At 60.7% G+C, this 18,188-nt stretch carries 15 protein-coding genes and 1 other RNA gene; 7 read left to right on the top strand and 9 right to left on the bottom strand.

Annotated elements, in window-relative coordinates:
* Positions 1-51 precede the first annotated feature (51 nt).
* From ACHZCU_RS16115 to ACHZCU_RS16080, 8 genes are all read right to left on the bottom strand, one after another.
* On the bottom strand, positions 52-1,794 hold the full coding sequence (locus ACHZCU_RS16115) for a peptidoglycan D,D-transpeptidase FtsI family protein (protein WP_394706079.1): 1,743 nt from the start codon (positions 1,792-1,794) through the stop codon (positions 52-54).
* Positions 1,794-2,171, bottom strand: a complete 378-nt coding sequence (locus ACHZCU_RS16110; protein WP_106301400.1) for a hypothetical protein — start codon at positions 2,169-2,171, stop codon at positions 1,794-1,796. Before ACHZCU_RS16110 ends, ACHZCU_RS16115 begins: the two co-directional genes overlap by 1 nt.
* Positions 2,171-3,199: a 16S rRNA (cytosine(1402)-N(4))-methyltransferase RsmH gene (gene rsmH / locus ACHZCU_RS16105; protein WP_319519556.1), complete on the bottom strand. Its 1,029-nt coding sequence runs from the start codon at positions 3,197-3,199 to the stop codon at positions 2,171-2,173. Before rsmH ends, ACHZCU_RS16110 begins: the two co-directional genes overlap by 1 nt.
* A gap of 17 nt (positions 3,200-3,216) precedes the next feature.
* Entirely contained in the window at positions 3,217-3,654 is a 438-nt protein-coding gene (gene mraZ / locus ACHZCU_RS16100) for a division/cell wall cluster transcriptional repressor MraZ (protein WP_319519555.1), read from the bottom strand.
* A gap of 367 nt (positions 3,655-4,021) precedes the next feature.
* Positions 4,022-4,453: RNase P RNA component class A (gene rnpB, locus ACHZCU_RS16095), an RNA gene on the bottom strand.
* Positions 4,454-4,514: 61 nt separating this feature from the next.
* Positions 4,515-5,702 carry an FAD-dependent oxidoreductase gene (locus tag ACHZCU_RS16090; protein ID WP_319519554.1) on the bottom strand — a complete coding sequence of 396 codons (1,188 nt, stop codon included), beginning with the start codon at positions 5,700-5,702 and terminating at the stop codon, positions 4,515-4,517.
* 177 nt (positions 5,703-5,879) lie between these two features.
* Positions 5,880-6,590: a DUF1176 domain-containing protein gene (locus ACHZCU_RS16085; protein WP_319519553.1), complete on the bottom strand. Its 711-nt coding sequence runs from the start codon at positions 6,588-6,590 to the stop codon at positions 5,880-5,882.
* Positions 6,571-7,281: a TerB family tellurite resistance protein gene (locus ACHZCU_RS16080; protein WP_106301412.1), complete on the bottom strand. Its 711-nt coding sequence runs from the start codon at positions 7,279-7,281 to the stop codon at positions 6,571-6,573. Before ACHZCU_RS16080 ends, ACHZCU_RS16085 begins: the two co-directional genes overlap by 20 nt.
* Positions 7,282-7,521: 240 nt before the next feature.
* Here ACHZCU_RS16080 and ftsH point away from each other — a divergent pair, with 240 nt between their 5' ends.
* From ftsH to ACHZCU_RS16045, 7 genes are all read left to right on the top strand, one after another.
* Positions 7,522-9,351 (top strand): ATP-dependent zinc metalloprotease FtsH, encoded by a 1,830-nt coding sequence (ftsH, locus tag ACHZCU_RS16075; protein ID WP_319519552.1) that lies wholly within the window; start codon positions 7,522-7,524, stop codon positions 9,349-9,351.
* A gap of 448 nt (positions 9,352-9,799) precedes the next feature.
* On the top strand, positions 9,800-11,143 hold the full coding sequence (locus tag ACHZCU_RS16070; RefSeq protein ID WP_319519551.1) for an autotransporter outer membrane beta-barrel domain-containing protein: 1,344 nt from the start codon (positions 9,800-9,802) through the stop codon (positions 11,141-11,143).
* Positions 11,144-11,344: 201 nt separating this feature from the next.
* Positions 11,345-12,559, top strand: a complete 1,215-nt coding sequence (locus ACHZCU_RS16065) for a pyrophosphate--fructose-6-phosphate 1-phosphotransferase (protein ID WP_319519550.1) — start codon at positions 11,345-11,347, stop codon at positions 12,557-12,559.
* A gap of 50 nt (positions 12,560-12,609) precedes the next feature.
* Entirely contained in the window at positions 12,610-13,245 is a 636-nt protein-coding gene (locus tag ACHZCU_RS16060; RefSeq protein WP_319519549.1) for a hypothetical protein, read from the top strand.
* A 122-nt stretch (positions 13,246-13,367) separates the two neighbouring features.
* Entirely contained in the window at positions 13,368-14,615 is a 1,248-nt protein-coding gene (locus ACHZCU_RS16055; RefSeq protein ID WP_319519548.1) for a DUF3419 family protein, read from the top strand.
* 1 nt (position 14,616) lies between these two features.
* Positions 14,617-15,309: a class I SAM-dependent methyltransferase gene (locus ACHZCU_RS16050; protein WP_319519547.1), complete on the top strand. Its 693-nt coding sequence runs from the start codon at positions 14,617-14,619 to the stop codon at positions 15,307-15,309.
* Positions 15,310-15,396: 87 nt separating this feature from the next.
* Positions 15,397-16,593, top strand: coding sequence for a lytic murein transglycosylase (locus ACHZCU_RS16045; protein WP_106301426.1), 1,197 nt, complete (start codon positions 15,397-15,399; stop codon positions 16,591-16,593).
* 414 nt (positions 16,594-17,007) lie between these two features.
* On the opposite strand, the gene prfB is transcribed toward ACHZCU_RS16045, so the two are convergent.
* A protein-coding gene (gene prfB / locus ACHZCU_RS16040; RefSeq protein WP_181190632.1) for a peptide chain release factor 2 occupies positions 17,008-18,139 on the bottom strand; the annotation gives its coding sequence in 2 pieces (ribosomal slippage) (positions 17,008-18,069 and positions 18,071-18,139; 1,131 coding nt in all).
* Positions 18,140-18,188: the final 49 nt, after the last annotated feature.

Raw genomic sequence — 18,188 nt, 5'->3', positions numbered from 1 at the left:
TCTTCCGTTCTGTCCGGCCGATTCGAAAACCGCACCGACCGGAATCATACCTCAGTATGCCGCAAGCCGGGCATTGCCGTCTTCCCCGAAATCGGGGTCGACGCCGAGAATCGGGGCCGTGCGGCGGATGATCTCGCCTGTCATCGGACCGGCATTCCAGGCGGCCGTCCGGCCGGGAACACCTTCGACCTTCTTCGGATCATCGATGGTGACGAGAACGACATATTCGGGATCGTCCATCGGAAATGCGGCAAGAAAGGCGTTGAAATTATGGTCGTGGGCATATTTGCCATCGATAATCTTTTCCGCCGTGCCGGTCTTGGCGCCGACTCGGTAGCCGGGCACCTGTCCGTTGCGGCCGGAACCCTCGGTTCCGTTCAGACGCAGCAGGTAGCGCATCTTGTCGCTGGTGTCCTCGGAAATCACCCGCGTGGCCGCACGGTCGGCCTCTTCCGGCGTGCGCGGCAGGAAGGTCGGCGGCATCAGCTTGCCCCCGTTGATGATGGCGGCAGCCGCGGCTGCCGTCTGCAACGGCGTGGTGGTGATGCCCTGGCCAAAGGAAACGGTCGCGGAAAAGACGCCGCCCCATTTCTGCGGTTTCTGCGGCGTGCCCGAACCGCCGATCTCGGTTTCGATGCGATCGAGCAGGCCCAGTTTCTCGAGGAAATTCTTCTGGTAGTCGGGCCCGACGGCGCCGGCAATGCGCGAGGCACCGATATTGGAGGAATAGGTGAAGACTTCCGGATAGGTCAGGATCCGGTTCTGGGCGTGGTCGTCACCGATGCGCGACGAACCGAAATAAAGCGGTGTCTTGGCGTCAACCATGCTCTGCAGATTAAACTTGCCGGATTCCAGCCCCATCGCAAGCGTGAACAGCTTGAAGGTCGAGCCCATCTCGTAAACGCCGGTAATCGCGTGGTTGAGCATCCGCTTGTCGCTGGCAGGCGGCGGGTTGTTGGGATCGAAATCCGGGTAGGATGCCAGCGCCACGACCTCGCCGGTATCGGCCCTGAGGATGATCCCGGTCGCGCCCAGCGCCTCGAATTTCTCAACGCCACGAACCAGCGTATCGCGGACAATGCTTTCCGCCCTCAAATCAAGCGAGACCTCGAAAGGCTTCAGACCCATCGACCCGGTCAGGCCAAGGCCCATCAAGCCGGAAATGCCGTCGGTCTTGTCCATGTAGCGTTCGATGCCGGACAGGCCTCTGTTGTCGATATCGACAAGCCCCAGAATATGGGCTGCTTCGGGGCCACCCGGATAAAAGCGGCGCACTTCGGGACGAAAACCGACGCCCGGCACGCCAGCGGCCAGCACCTGGCTCTGCTGTCTGGGCGTGATCTGACGCTTCAGCCAGACGAATTCGCCTCTGGACCGCAGCAGACGGTAGGCGCGCTTGACGTCGAGATCGGGGAAAATCGGCTTCAGCGCTTCCAGAACATCATCGGCGCTGGTGATCATCGAAGGGTCGGCATAAAGCGACATCATCCGCACGTCGGTTGCCATGATGGCGCCGTTGCGGTCGACGATATCGGGACGGCGGGCAAGCGTCAGCGGTGCGGCCGCGCGCGCCACGGTTCCGTCTTCCTTGGCCAGCGAATAGTGCACCAGCCGGCCGCCGATTACGGCATAGACGGCTACAAAGGCAACCGTGACGAAAGCGACGCGGCTGCGCGCAAGGCTGACGCGCTTCTTGGCCGTTCCCTGAAACACATCGGTCTGCGGGGCTGCCGCCTCGCTGGCATCGGCGCGCTTCGCTTCGGTCTTTTTCTTGAAGATGCTGGCAAGTTTCATCATGGGTTCACCGATCCGGTTATGACGAGATCCGTGCCGTCGGGCGCATCCCCGGCCATCAGCGGCGGAAGGTCTTCCGGCTGAGGTTCGGGCGCAATCGGCGGAAGCTGATCGAGGGTTGCGATCTGCTCGGGCTCGGCGGGTTCAAGGCCAAGCTCGGCGGAAAAATATTCCGACAGCCGCGCCATGCGCGCGGGCTGCGTCAACAGGGCCTCGTCGGCCTTCAGAAGGTCGATCGTGTTTTCCTCAAGCGCGATCTGGTCATCGAGACTGCGCACCTCGTCGAGCGTTGCCTCGGCGCTGTATTTGATCGTGTAGGTGACGGTCGCCGTCACCACCATGGCCAGAATGAGAATGAGATCGAGCGGACGCAGCATCAGTTCTCGTAACCTCCAAGGCGGGAAAGATCGGCAAGGGCCGGCAGGCCGAAGGCATCAAGCCCGGTTGCCGGTGCGGGAACATCCGTGCGGATCGCGGCCCTGAGCTTGGCGGAACGCGCACGCGGGTTTTCGGCGGCCTCGGCCTCGCTGGCAGAGATCATCGCCTTGCCCGGCTGATTGAAAAGAGCCGGCGCCGGCTCGACCGCCGGCAGGTGACGCGAACCGCCGGCCTTGCCGAGGCGCGCCGCGATGAACTGCTTGACGATCCGGTCTTCCAGCGAATGGAAGGTGACGACAGCCAGCACGCCGCCGGGCTTCAGGCTGCGCTCTGCGGCAAGCAGTGCGCCGGCCAGTTCGCCAAGCTCGTCATTTACATAAACGCGAAGCGCCTGGAACACGCGGGTCGCCGGATGGATCTTGTCCTTGGCACGGCGCGGCGTGACGATCTCGATCAGCCCGGCCAGATCGCGGGTGGTGGCAAACGGCTCATCCTGACGGCGTTTTTCGATGGCACGCGCAATGCGGCCCGCGTTCTTTTCCTCACCGAGAATGCCGAAGATCCGGGTCAGATCGTTCACCTTGGCGCGGTTGACGACGTCGGCGGCCGAAACGCCCTCACCCGACATGCGCATGTCGAGCGGCCCGTTCTTCTGGAACGAAAACCCGCGTTCGGCCTCATCGATCTGCATCGAGGAGACGCCGATATCGAGCACGACACCGTCGAGGCCTTCTGCCGGCGCAAACTGATCGAGCACAGAAAATTGGGTGTGATGAAGCTGCAGGCGATCGCCATAGGCAGCGCGCATATCATCTGCCGCCGCGATGGCGTTTGGGTCCCGGTCGAGACCGATGACGGTTGCCCCGGCATCGAGCAGCGCTTTCGAATAACCGCCGGCGCCGAAGGTTCCGTCCAGAATAATCTTGCCGGGTGCCGGGGCAAGTGCGCCCCGCACCTCGGCAAGCATCACCGGAATGTGGCGAACCGGTCCGCCATTGGCATCCGCCATGCCAAGTGTCCCCGACATTCCGTTCCCTCGTTTATTCAACCGCCTGCGCGTTGCTGAAAACGCGCCCTGCGCGCCTCGGCCTGCGCCTCCTGAAAGGCCTGCGGCTCCCAAAGCTGGAAGTGGTCCGCCCGACCCACGAAAGTGACCTCCTTGTCGATGCCGGTGAAGTCGCGGATGAAATCCGTGATCATCAGCCGTCCCTCGGCATCGAGTTTCGCAAACACACCGCCACCATGGATCAGCAGCGACATGCTGTTCGCTTCTGCCGAAAACGGGTCCTCCTGATCGATCTGCCGCTCGAAGCGGTCGAGAAGATCGGGACCACCGATGGAAATGGCGGGAAAGATGAAATCCTGGAAGCAGTAGAGCTCCGCAATCTTTCTTTCGGCCAGAACCGTGCGGAAAACCGCAGGCACCGAGACCCTCCCCTTCGCATCGATCTTCTTGGTCGCATTGGAAAGAAACCGGTTCATGACGCAAAACCACCGAAGACTTTGGCAGCCTTCGTCCGACAGCCCTTCTCCAAAAAGACACAAGAAACCCGCTTCGCCCAAAGGGCGAATTCAGCACGAAATGCAAAGACTTAGAACTGATTTGCCACCCATATGCCGCAGGCGGCGAACTCTTGGTAAATGGGATAACATGGGCAGAATTGGGCGTCAATGGGACAACCTGCTATTAACCACGTCGGAAACGCTTTTCAAACGTCGATTCTACCAACCGGCTATTAACGAAAGCTTTCGCCTGCAAAAGACTGAAAATATTATGGAAATAAAAAACGCCACGTCCCGGAAACGAGACGTGGCGGCTGGTCCCAAAACGGACCAGAACAAAGAAAAATGGACCAGTTGGCCTGTAAGCCGGGTTCTGTAAGGCTCTGCAGTTTCCCGCAGAACGTGGCGGCCATTCATCTGGGACAGCACTTGCGCACTGCCTCTCGCAACCCACCCGGATGACCGGCCTGGAAACAGGCTGGCGACAAGCGCCGCGTCATCCCTATTCGGTTTTGCTCCCGGTGGGGTTTACCGTGCCGCCTGACGTTGCCGCCGGCGCGGTGGGCTCTTACCCCACCCTTTCACCCTTACCCCGCCATCAGGCCGCTTGCGTAATCTTTCACAAGCGGTCTGAAAGCGGGGCGGTTTGCTTTCTGTGGCACTGTCCCTGGGGTCGCCCCCGCCGGACTTTCTCCGGCACCGTGTTTCCGTGGAGCCCGGACTTTCCTCACCGTACCGCCTTTCGGCATTGGCACAGCGCGGCCGCCCGGCCAACTGGTGCGGACGTCCTAATGGGTTTTGCCGCAGAAGGGAAGCCGTTTCGCCGCCGTGACGATCAATCAGGAAAAGGAGGGCGCGAAATCGACGCCGTAGCCCTCGTCTGCAAGCTGCCCGCCTGCCATCAAAACGGCACCGAGCCGGCCGATTTCGTCCGAGCTCTTGGCGCCTGCCCCGCAACCGGCCGTCAGCACCGCAATCCTGTCCGACGGCGAAAAGCCGATCATCGGATAGCCCGACGGCGAATAGGACGTGACGCAGGTGCCCGTTGTTGACTCCAGCACGCGGATGCCCGGCATCAGGTCGCACAGAATGCGGGTCAGATGCTCGCGGGTGGCATTGGTGCCGCGCGACTTGAACCAGGCGCGCACGTCCGCCTCGGTTTCAAGCGGCACGTCATCCGGATCGCCGCCGATCTTGATGTAGAAACGGCCATCGGGATAGCGGATCGGCGGCAGAAGATAGACACCGTCGACATCGAATTCCGGCTTGTAGATCAGACTGGGCATGGCTTTGAGCGTTTCAGCCTCTTCCTCGCCGACCTCGAAATAGGCGACCGTGCGGGCAAACACGGTCAGGTCGAGATTGCCCGGCAGCAGTTCCGGATTGATGGAAAAACCGCCGGCGGCAACCAGCACCTGATCCGCGGTATAGACCGCACCGTCAGCGGTTTCGACGCGGACGCCATTGCCGTTTTCGCGCACCTTCGTCACGGTCGCCTTGATCACCGTGGCGCCGGCCTTTTTGGCCAGGATGGTCTGCGCGGCCACCATGCGGCGCGGCGAAATGAAGCCGGCCCCGGAAGCCTCAAGGACACCTTCCGTCTTCTTTGCAAATTCGAAGTAAGGGAATTTCTCGACCAGCCCCCCGGCATCGACGATCTCTGCGGCGGCACCGCAACTGTCAGCCGCCGCCATGATCGTTTCCACGTATTTTCCGCGTGAGCGGCCCGGTCCGACAATCAGCGCCCCGACCTCGTTGAACACCTCAATGCCGCTTTCGCGCTCGATATCGCGGTAGCGCGCAATCGAACGATTGGCCAGACGCGCCCAGACGGGATCGCGGTCAATGGTCCGGGTAATCCGCCCCTCGTCGTAATGGCTGGCGAAAACGCCGGTGTGGCTTGCCTTGTCGGCGGGCTCATCCGGCCCGATCACGGCAACGCCGTCCTGCAGGCCCGCCAGATGGCGCGCGGCAGCCGAACCCATCAGGCCACGCCCGACGATCATCGTCCTGAAATGTGCAGTCATAGACCCCTCTATATCCCGCTGCCCGGCAAACAGGTCCGTTTCGCCGCGCGCCAGGCCGCTTTTGAGCAAGGTTGCGGAAGCTTGAGCAAGGACCGGGACATTTGCAAGAAAAACCTTGTCCCGCTCCGTGGCTGCGGTGTCAGTAGCACAGCGCCGATCCAGGCCGTTTGCGCTCGCTCAAGGACGGTGCGCCGTGCCCTGCCCTGCATCATAGAGAACGAAGTTCTGCTCGGACAGTTCCTCGGGCGGATTATCGAGATTGGCCTCGTAGATCGGATCGATCACATAATACTTCAGCACGAAGCGGCCGTTTTCCAGGGTCCACTTACCCGCTGAATAGGCGTCCCCCAGCCCGCGCCATTTCTCGAATATCCAAATGGTGTTGGTGTCGGGGTCGAAGTCGGGATTGATGAGCAGGGCCTCGGAAGCGAAACCATTCACGACAGGCGCCTGTGCAAGCTGTGTGCGGGTTTCGTCACCTTCGGCATAGTCCAGCGTGAAATCCGGAACCGCAAAGGACACCGGCTGCAACCCGCCGCCATCACTGTCGTCGGTATTCATGACGAAGGCGACAACCAGATTATAGGCGCCGACATAACAATTGACCTGATAAAGCGTGCCGGAATGCTCCACCGGCGCGCCCTGATAGTCAGCCTCGTTCCAGACAACCGGATAGGCGATAACGTCGAGCCCATCGAAACGGGTGCTCAGATCGGCATCGCAATATTCTGGATGAAGAGCCATGACCAGCGCCCGCGCATCGGCCGCGCCCTTTTCGTCCGCATTCTTTTCGGCAGCATTCCCCGCAGCGGCACTTGCGAAAACGGCAAACGCCAGAGGCAAGGCACAGAAGGTGCGCACAGCCACCTCAGGCAGCCTTGCGTTCACGCTCGATTTCCTCATAGGCCGCATTGATGCGCGCCATCCGATCATTGGCGGCAGCATGGAATTCCTTCGGCACACCGCGCGCAATCAGCCGGTCGGGATGATTTTCAGCCACCAGCGCCCGGTAACGCGAGCGGATGGTCTTGAAATCGTCACTGCGCGAAACCCCGAGAACACCATAGGGGTCACGGTCGCCCATCTCCATATGACGGGCGCAGATCGCGGTGAACCGCGCTTCGCTGATGCCGAAAATCTCGGCAACACGCGCCAGAAAGGCGAGTTCCTTTTCATGCACGGCGCCATCCGCCTTGGCGATGTGGAACAGCCCGTCGATAATTTCCTCCAGAAGCGGGCAACCTTCATCGCCTTCGGCACAAAGATGCTTCAGCTTTTGGGCATAAGCCTCGTAACCGGCAATATCCTGACGCGCCAGATTGTAGAGACGGGCAACATTGTCCCGCTCGCCTTCCGGGATTTCGAAAATCTCGTGAAAAGCGTCAACTTCCTCGATGGTCACGAAACCGTCGGCCTTGGCCATCTTGGCCGAAAGCGCAATGAGCGAGACCGAGAAGGCAACCTGCCGGCGTGTTTCGGGGTCTCCTTCGAACAGAGTCCGCACGGCTTCGACAACGCTCGTCAGCACATTGCCGGCGGATTGACTGACGAAATTGACCAGCTTTTCCCAAAATGACATTCGACAGTCTCCCGGCGTTGAATCACCGCCTTTTCACGTCCTGACAGATTGAACAAAAAACATCGCCGGCGCAAGTCGAACCGATCGGTTCAATCTCACTTTTTCGCGACGGCTTCGATACCATCCAACGCCCTGCGGACCTGCGGTGACCGCATAGCGCGTGCGTTTTGCAATTGCCTGCAACGCAAAGCCGCGGCTATAGACTAGGCCGCAAGGACGTGCCGCAGGGGAGTTTGACCGATGGAACGCAAGAATACATTCAATATTGGCTATTTTCTGTTGGCCTTTCTGATCATCATCGGCTTCCAGATGTGGTTTACGTCACGCGACGTCGCCCAGATCAGTTATTCCGAAATGATCAATTATATCGAGAAGGGCCAGGTTCAGTCCGTCGCGATCGCCGACAACACCATCCAGGGGCAGTTCAAGAGCGCCATCGACGGCAAGGAATACTTCGTGACCTACCGCGTCCCCCAGGAACTCGCGGTCGATTTCGACAAGTACAAGGTGGACGTGACCGGCGTTCCCGATCACAGCATGCTGACGAAGATCCTGTCCTGGGTGCTGCCGATCGTCATCTTCTTCGCGATCTGGGCATGGTTCTTCCGCAAATTCGCGGAAAAGCAGGGCATGGGCCTTGGCGGCATGATGAATGTCGGCAAGTCCAAGGCGAAAATCTATGTCGAGCGCAGAACCGGGGTCACCTTCGACGATGTCGCCGGCGCCGACGAGGCCAAGACGGAGCTGAAAGAGGTCGTCTCGTTTCTGACCGAGCGCGACAAGTTCGGCCGGCTCGGCGCGCGCATTCCCAAGGGTCTGTTGCTCGTCGGCCCGCCCGGCACCGGCAAGACGCTGATTGCCAAGGCAGTGGCCGGCGAGGCTGACGTGACATTCTTCTCGATTTCCGGTTCGGAATTTGTCGAAATGTTCGTCGGCGTCGGCGCAGCACGCGTGCGCGACCTGTTCAAGCAGGCCCGCGAAATGGCCCCCTGCATCATCTTCATCGATGAACTCGATGCGCTCGGCCGCGCGCGCAATTCTTTCGGCGGCGGCGGAAATGACGAGAAGGAACAGACGCTGAACCAGCTTCTGGTGGAACTGGATGGTTTCGACCCCTCCGCCGGCATCGTCATTCTGGCCGCCACCAACCGCCCGGAAGTGCTCGACCCGGCACTCACCCGCGCAGGCCGTTTCGACCGTCAGGTGGTGATGGACCGGCCGGACCGGGAGGGCCGCGCGGCCATTCTGGCCGTTCACATGAAGAAGGTGAAGCTGGCCGACGCGGTCAGCGCCGATGAAGTCGCGGCTCTGACACCCGGCTTTTCCGGCGCCGATCTCGCCAATCTGGTCAACGAGGCCGCGATCTTCGCCACCCGGCGCGACGGTGAATATGTGACCATGGACGACTTCACCCTGGCCGTGGAACGCATTGTCGCAGGCTCCGAACGCCGTGGCCGGCTGCTGAACCCCGATGAACGCGAACGTGTCGCCTTCCACGAAATGGGCCATGCGCTGGCCGCCGCCGCCCTGCCCAAGACCGATCCGGTGCACAAGATCTCGATCATTCCCCGCTCGATCGGCGCGCTCGGCTACACCATGCAGCGGCCGACCGAAGACCGGTTCCTGATCACCGCGGGCGAGTTGCGCGACCGCATGGTGGTGCTGCTGGCCGGCCGCGCGGCCGAAGACCTCGTCTATGGCGAAATCTCCACCGGCGCCTCCGATGACCTTGCGCGGGTCACCGACATTGCCAAGCAATATGTGATGAGCTTCGGCATGGACCCCGATATCGGCCAGACGGCACTGGAGCAGCAGCGCGCGCAATATCTGGAAAGCGGCCCCGCCATGGGCAAGCCGAAGGACTATTCCGACGTCACCGCCCGCGAGGTCGACCTTGCGATCCGCAAACTGATCGACGAGGCCTATGAACGCGCCAAGGCGGTTCTCAGCCAGCGCCGCAAGGACCTCGACGACGGCGCCCGCATGCTGCTCGACAAGGAAACCATCACCCCCGATGATTTCCCGCCATTGGTCCAGCAGCCGCTGGCGCAGGCGCGCTTCTTCTCCTGAGCGTCTGATTTCAAACTGATAGACCTGAAACGGGCGGCACCTTTCATGCCGCCCGTTCAGACTGCTGACAAAGCTATTCCCACGTTTATTCGTCATACCGGCCTTGAGCCGGTATCCAGGGCCGCTTGTTATGCGCTTCCAGAAAGAGTCTTTGCGCGCAAGGACTTGCGCTTAATGGATTCCGGCTCAAGGCCGGAATGACGGCGAGAAAGAAGGCAAATCGCCCATTGGCATCTTCGTGTAAAAACAGACGTAAAACACGTAGTATATTTTTATATATTTCTATATATATGTAATTTAAATTCAATATTTACATTTATTACATAAATATAAATCAAATTATACAAGTTATATTGCAATTTAAACTTATTTGCCTCTCTATTCCTAGTTACGGATAAAGGGGCAAACAATGCGAAAGGTATCGGGGCACGGAAAAACGGATGAAGATATGCGGTGGTTGCGCCGGTCCGGCCGCCTGCGGCCAATCGTACTGACCGGCGCTCTTGCCATGGCCGGCGCCGTTTTCCCCGGCTTAGCACAGGCAAATGACGACTGTCCGAATGCCGGTTCCGGCAGCAATATCTGCGTAGTTGCTGACGATCCGGCACCGGCCGCCGCCACCGCCGTCAGGGGCGCCCGCGCGCCACAGATCACATCCGGCGGTTTCTTGATGGGCGCCTACCAGATCAATCGGGTTTTCAAGAGACGTCCGCCCGGCACGGGTCCGTTCAGCGATATCAACAATCCGGATATCATGCCCCCCGGCTCACAGCTCGCCCCCTTGTCCAGAAGAACAGGGACAATGGATGAGGTGCGGCTCAACACGGTGGCCGAACGATCACCGGTCTTGCCGCATTTCCAGGCCTACCCCTCCATGCTGATGGCCATGACCCGCCTGCCCTCGTTCAAGGTGCGCACCGGCGGACGTTATGACGATACGGGCGCACTTGCCTCCGGCCCGGCGCTTGATGCCGTCTGGGGCCGGTTCGCCGGCGAACGCTACATATTCGAACCACGCCCCGGCAATCCGGATGTCAGCTACAAGATGTCCAGCTTCATCATACAGGGCGGGATCGACGGGCTGTTTCTCGATCATGAATCGGGTGTGCTGATTGCCGGCCTCAGTGCGCATTATCAGTCCGGAAAGAGCAAAATCAGCTCGCTCCTCGGCCTGACGACGATGCAGTCCGATGCCTACGGGATCGGCGCCACGGTTCTGTGGCTGGGATCGAACGGATTCTATGCAGATACGCATCTGTCCCACACCCGCTATTCCACCACCCTGCAATCATCTGGCCCGCTCAAGGCGCATCATCAAAATCACGCTCTGGGCTATGCGCTTTCGCTGGAGATCGGGCAGGCCATCGGCATTACCGATGAATGGTCGCTGGTTCCCCAGGCGCAATTGCTGTTTTCCGCCCTTGATATCGAACGTTTCTCCGGCCCGCTTGGTGAAGCCGACGGGCTTTCGGGCGGCAAAAGCCTTTCCGGGCGGGCCGGACTGACGATTGAGAAGCAAAGCAGCTGGAAAAACGCAAATGGCGAGACCCGCTCCGCCAGCGTCTACGGGCTGATCAACCTGCGGAACGAGTTTCTCGAAAGTTCCGGCAACCTGCATGATTTCTCCTCCGAACCGCGTGACATCACCGGCGAGCTCGGCATTGGTGGCTCAATCAAATGGCAGGTCGGTAAACGTCAGGTCTCGGCCTTCGGTGAAGTCACCACCTTCTCCGGTTTCAATACCGGTTCTCACGGCTATGGCGGCAATGTCGGTCTGAGGCTCAGATTTTAGCGAGCAACAGCGGGAAAAAACGCCCCCTGTCCCGGGTTGCCGCGCCATTGCCGGTTCAATCGGTTTAGTCCCGATCTTGTTCACCAGTGGTCGCAAATCCCCGATTTTATTCGTTTTCAGGCTTTACAGGCCGCCCTCTCCTGTCGCATCCATGTCGCATATTCAGTTGATACTCCCACCCGATTTGATGGAAGGATTGATATGTCGAGCCAGAAGGTTGCAATGCTCACCGCCGGGGGGCTTGCTCCCTGTCTTTCCTCCGCCGTGGGCGGACTGATAGAGCGTTACTCCGATATCGCGCCCGAAGCCGAAATCATCGCCTATCGTTCGGGCTATACCGGGCTTCTGACCGGCGACAGCATGCCGATCACCCCGGCAATCCGCGAGAAAGCGCATCTGCTGCACCGCTTTGGCGGCTCGCCCATCGGCAACAGCCGGGTGAAGCTGACAAACCAGAAGGATTGCGAAAAACGCGGTCTGGTGGGCGCAGGCGAAGACCCGCTCAAGGTCGCGGCCGAACGGTTGACCGAAGACGGCGTCACCATTCTCCACACCATTGGCGGCGACGACACCAACACCACCGCAGCCGATCTGGCGGCCTATCTCAAGAGCAATGGCTACGACCTCACCGTGGTCGGGCTGCCCAAGACCGTCGACAACGACGTCAAGCCGATCCGCCAGACCCTTGGCGCGCTGACGGCAGCCGAATACGGCGCCGCCTTTTTCGACAATATCTCGAATGAGCAGAGCGCTTCCCCGCGCACGCTGATCGTCCACGAGGTGATGGGCCGCAATTGCGGATGGCTGACGGCTGCAACCGCGCGTGCCTATCTGGAGCGGTTGAAAACCGTCGAATATGTCGACGGCATGCTGATGAACCCGGCCATGAAAATGATCGACGGCGTTTACCTGCCCGAGGCCGCTTTCGACCTTGAGGCGGAAACCGAGCGGCTGAAAGCGGTCATGAGCCGCAACGGCACCGTCTCGCTTTTCGTCTCCGAAGGCGCATGCCTCGATGCCATCATCGCCGAACGTGAAGCGGCGGGCGCCGATGTTGCCCGCGATGCCTTCGGCCATGTGAAGCTCGACACCATCAATGTCGGCAACTGGTTTGCCAAGCAGTTCGCCGACCTGCTGGGTGCAGAGCGCGCCCTGGTGCAGAAATCCGGCTATTACGCGCGCTCGGCGCCGGCCAATGGCGACGATCTCAGGCTCATCCATTCGATGGTGGACCTTGCCGTTGAAAGCGCGCTTGACGGCGTTTCCGGCGTCACGGGTCATGATGTCGAGCGCAACGGTCAGCTGCGCACGATCGAGTTCGACCGGATCGAGGGCGGCGGTCATTTCGACCTCTCGACCCCCTGGTTTGCGGGCGTCATGGAAGAAATCGGCCAGGATTTCGCGCCCGCCGATTGACCTTTTCATGCCGCAGGGCTTTTATGGGTGCTGCGGATGGAGGATCCCGAGTGACTGTAGAAAACGCGGCTCTCTATGCCGTGCTGGCTTTCGCGACCTTTCTCGTTCCTTCAGGCCGAATGCTTGAATTTGCGAAGTGGCAGTGTCAGCGCGGGCTGAAAGCAAGCCTGTCGATGGGAATGGGCATCATCGCCGTCAGGGCCGTGTTCTTTGCGACCGGACTTGGCGCAGCGATTGCCCTTGTCCACACGATGCCGGACGGTCGCGCGCTTGCCGCGGTCGCGGCCTGCATCTTTCTGGCGCTCTTTGCGGCACGGCGGGTCTTGGCGCTGAGGCAGCCCTCACCGCTTGCCGGCAACGACAACCTCCCCGCAAAGACCGTTTTTTCCCGCCTCTGGTTCGGCATCCGTTTCGATACCCGTCCCGTAACCGATATTCTGCTGGCGGCCGCAACGGCGATCTTCTTTGTGCCGACGCAATTGCCCGGCCGCGAAACACTCGCAATGTTTGCTCTTGCCCATATTGGCGCAAGCCTGCTGGCGCTGGTGGTCTACGCAATGTGTGCGCGCGCGCTGCTTGCCCGCGTCAACCGGCGTCTTGATCGTTCGCGGCAGCAGCGGATCGCCAAACTGCTGCGCTCCGGCCTGCCGCGTGTTTCCGCCCGCTTTCGCCAGAACGCCGCGTAAACACCACCGCCGGCCTGTGGATTGGGGCCCGCCGTCATCAAAACTTAGCAGAACATCTCTACCCGTCAGACTGAAGGGAACCGGCGCCTTTGCCGGAAACACCGGCAATGACGGAGCCGCAGATGAGCGCAGCCGAGGAAAATCTTCCTAACACCACCACAGCTACGGGCCGTCTCAATACAGCCCTGCTGCAACACAAGGCGCTTTCCAAGGAAGGGCTTTCGGAACGGTTGTTCGGCCTGCTGTTTTCCGGTCTGGTCTATCCGCAGATCTGGGAGGACCCGGATGTCGACATCGCGGCAATGGCGCTTGGCCCGCAACACCGGGTCGTGACAATCGGCTCCGGCGGCTGCAACGTGCTCGCCTACCTCACCCGTTCGCCCGAACATATCGATGTCGTCGACCTCAACCCCCATCACATTGCGCTCAACCGGCTGAAACTCAACGCCTTTGCCCACCTGCCCGACCATGCCGCCGTGCTGCGCCTTTTCGGCAACGGGGTCAAAGGCAGCATACGCGACTATGACACTCATATCGCCCCGCATCTCGATCCGGCCACGCGCCGATACTGGGAAAGCCGCGACAGTCTCGGCCGCAGACGCATCACGGTATTCGAGCGCAATATCTACCGCACCGGCCTGCTCGGTCATTTCATCGGCGCAGGCCATATGGTTGCCCGGCTGCACGGCGTGAAGATTTCCGAACTGACCGAAGCGCAGTCGCTGCGCGAACAAAGGCGGTTCTTTCAGGAAAAGATCGCGCCGCTGTTCGACAAGCCGCTGATCCGCTGGACCACGTCGCGCAAATCCTCGCTGTTCGGGCTTGGCATCCCGCCCCGCCAGTATGAGGAACTGGCCAGCGCCAGCACCGACGGAACGCTCGCTTCCGTTCTGTGCCACCGGCTGGAAAAGCTCGCCTGCCATTTCTCCCTGAAGGAAAATTATTTCGCGTGGCAGGCCTTTGCCCGCAGCTATCCGAGCGATGGCGCGGGGCCGTTGCCGACCTATCTGCAGGCGCAGGCCTTCCCGCTGATCCGCGACAATGCAGGCCGTGCCACGGTTCATCACGCAAGCGTCACCGAACTGCTTTGTGAAAAGCCTGCGGCAAGCGTCGACCGTTATGTGCTGCTTGATGCCCAGGACTGGATGAATGACGGCCAGCTGAACGATCTCTGGCGCCAGATCACCCGCACGGCCCGCCCGCAGGCACGCGTGATTTTCCGCACGGCCGCCGAGCCCTCCGTCATTGAAGGCCGCCTGACGCCCGAAACCGGAGCCGCGTGGCGCTACCTGGAGGCAACATCGCGCGAACTTGCGATCATGGACCGCTCGGCGATTTACGGCGGCTTCCACATCTATGAGAAAGTCTGAGATGGCCGATCAGCAGCAAACGGCCGGCAATCAGGCTGCGGCCATGGATGCAATGTATCGCCATCAGCGGCACATCTACGATCTCACCCGGAAATACTACCTCTTCGGCCGGGACCGGATGATCAACGGTCTTGCCGTGCCGCCCGGCGGTTCGGTGCTTGAAATTGCCTGCGGCACCGGGCGCAACCTGAAAAAGATTGCCGCCCGCTATCCCGATGCGCGGCTCTACGGCCTCGACATTTCCGAGGAGATGCTGATCTCGGCGCGCGCCGGGTTCGCGCACCGGCCCGACCCGCCGGTGTTTCTCGCCGCCGATGCCTGTCACTTCCGCGCCGGCTGTTTCGGTGTCGAGGGATTTGACCGGATCGTGATCTCCTATGCGCTTTCGATGATCCCGCAATGGCGTCTGGCTGTTGCCGCAGCCCTTGATGCGCTGAATGACGGGGGATCGCTTCATGTTGTCGATTTCGGCCAGCAGGAGGGCTTGCCGCACTGGCTGAAGTCCGGCCTGCACCGGTGGCTCGGGCGCTTTCACGTCACCCCGCGCGCCAGGCTTCACGCCGTGCTTCAGGCGGAAGCTGCAACCCGCGCCGGCTGCAGCTTTCACTTCGAAACCATCGGCCGCGGCTATGCCTGGCATGGCCAGATCAGGCGTTTTCAACCGTCAGCAAGGCTTGCTTCAGTCCCGTCTTAATGAAAGTTTAGGCGGTTCGGTATAGGTTGCGGGGCAATTTTGAAGCCCGCTGCTTGTGGCTGGCTGACAGTTTTTAAGGAGACGCCCATGATTTCAAGGACCATCCGCGCGGTTGTGGTGGCCGCCGGTCTCACATCACTCTTCGCCGGCTCCGCCGTTGCGGCACAGCAATGCGGCGGCGATTTCTCGCGCTTCCTGTCGGGCGTGAAATCCGAAGCCGTACAGCGCGGCCTTTCGGCAAGCGCCGCAGACGCCGTTCTCTCCGGCGCTTCCGTCAGCAACAAGGTGTTGCAGATGGACCGCGCGCAGGGCGTCTTCAAACAGACATTCCTGGAATTTTCGCAGCGCACCGGCAGCAGCTCCCGCCTCAACACCGGCAAGCGGAAAATTCAGCAATATTCCAGCACGTTCGACCGCGCGCGCCGCGAATTCGGTGTGCCGGCCGGTGTACTGACCGCGTTCTGGGCGATGGAGACCGATTTCGGCGCCGTTCAGGGCAATTTCAACACCCGCAATGCGCTGGTGACGCTTTCCTATGACTGCCGCCGCCCGCACATCTTCCGTCCGCAGCTGCTGGCGCTGATCGAAATGACCCAGCACGGCGACTTCGACCCGGCAACGGAAACCGGCGCGTGGGCCGGTGAACTCGGCCAGGTGCAGATGCTGCCCGAAGATATCATCCGCTACGGCGTCGACGGCGACGGCGACGGCCATGTGCGCGTCAAGAAGAGCTCGCCCGATGCCCTTCTGACGGCGGCAAACTTCATCCGCAGCCTCGGCTGGCGCGCCGGCGAACCCTGGATTCAGGAAGTCCGCCTGCCGCAGGACCTGCCCTGGGACAAAACCGGTTTCGGCGGCGGCATGACAGCCGGCCAGTGGTTCAATCTCGGCGTTCAGCCGCGTGACGGCAATACCCGCTTCTCCAGACTGCCGGCATCACTTCTCCTGCCGCAGGGCCGTTTCGGACCGGCTTTCCTCGCCTATCCGAATTTCAACGTTTATCTGGAGTGGAACCAGTCGTTCATCTACACGACATCGGTCGCCTATTTCGCGACACGGTTTGAAGGCGCGCCGGCCTATGACAAGGGCAAGCCCGAGCCAGGCCTTTCCGACAGCCAGATGAAGCAGCTTCAGACGATCCTGTCGCGCAAGGGCTTCGATGTCGGCAAGGTCGACGGCATTCTCGGCGCCGGCACCCGCGATGCGGTCCGTTCGGTCCAGATGCAGCTCGGCATTCCGGCCGATGGCTGGCCCACACCGCAATTGCTGCAGGCTTTGCGATAAAGCCGCAGAGCAATAACAACAAAAGACCGCTCCGGGGTTCCGGGGCGGTCTTTTTTATTGGCCGGCAGAGTATCGGACGTAGAGGTTTAGATGTGAACCTGCCCTCCCACGGGTGTCATGCTCGGGCTCGACCCGAGCATCCAATTCACCCAAACCATTGATCGTGAATATTTTTCGCAGACGCTCGTCGTATGGCCCTGGATCCTCTGGTCAAGCCGGAGGATGACGCGGTGTGTGGGACGGGTCTGTCAACAAATTGAAAGACCGCTCCGGGGGGGCCGGGGCGGTCTTTTTTTTATTCGGGACAATCGGGCTGTGACGACGCCGATATGAATCTTCCGTCAGCGTTTAAAGCCTGTTCGAAAGGCCGACACGGCAGACACGGTCGGCTCTCCGCCAAACACTGTCTGGCAATCAGTCGATATCCTCGACCGCCGCTCCTGCGCCGCCCTCGATGCGATGTGCAAGGGCTGCTTCCATGAACGGGCTCAGCGCGCCATCCAGAACATCCGACGGCGATGTGCTTTCAACGCCGGTTCTGAGGTCCTTCACCAGCTGATAGGGCTGGAGAACATAAGAGCGGATCTGGTGGCCCCAGCCGATATCGGTCTTGGAGGCCGCTTCCTGGCTTGCCGCTTCCTCGCGCTTTTGCAGCTCCGCCTCGTAAAGACGGGCACGCAGCATGTCCCAGGCCTTGGCCCGGTTCTTGTGCTGGGAGCGTTCCTGCTGGCACTGCACCACAATCCCGGTCGGAATGTGGGTGATGCGCACGGCAGAGTCCGTGGTGTTGACGTGCTGTCCGCCGGCACCGGAGGCGCGGTAGGTATCGATCCGGCAGTCGCTTTCATTCACTTCGATATCGATGGAATCATCGATCACCGGATAAACCCAGACCGAGGAGAACGATGTGTGGCGACGCGCATTGCTGTCATAGGGCGAGATGCGGACCAGACGATGAACGCCCGATTCGGTCTTCAGCCAGCCATAGGCATTGTGCCCCTTGACGTGGATGGTCGCCGACTTGATGCCGGCTTCTTCCCCGTCATGAACTTCCATCACCTCGACCTTGAAGCCCTGGCGCTCGGCCCAGCGGATATACATGCGCAACAGCATGTTGGCCCAGTCCTGGCTTTCCGTGCCGCCGGCGCCGGAATGGACTTCGAGATAGGTGTCGTTGGAATCCGCTTCGCCCGAAAGCATGGCCTCGACCTGCTGGCGCTCGGCCTCGGCAAGGAGCTTCTTCAGACTTTCCTCGGCGTCCTTCACCACCTCGTCGTCGCCTTCCTCCTCACCAAGCTCGATCAGCTCGATATTGTCGGAAAGCTCGGTTTCGATGCGGCGCACCGATGAGATACCGTCATCCAGAAGCTGGCGCTCGCGCATCAGCTTCTGCGCCTCGGTGGCATCGTTCCAGATATTCGGGTCTTCAGCCCTGTTGTTCAGCCAGTCCAGCCGTTTGATTGCCTGATCCCAGTCAAAGATGCCTCCTCAGCAGGGTTACGGCCTGCTTGGTTTCGTCGACGATGGATTCGATTTCCGCGCGCATGGTTCTTTCTGCTTCTTGAAAAATCGGTTCTGTGATGAAGCCGGTGAAT

The organism is uncultured Martelella sp. (assembly GCF_963677965.2).
Taxonomy (GTDB): domain Bacteria; phylum Pseudomonadota; class Alphaproteobacteria; order Rhizobiales; family Rhizobiaceae; genus Martelella; species Martelella mangrovi.
The sequence above is the reverse complement of the archived record's forward strand: the minus strand, read 5'-3'. Positions and strand labels throughout refer to the sequence as shown.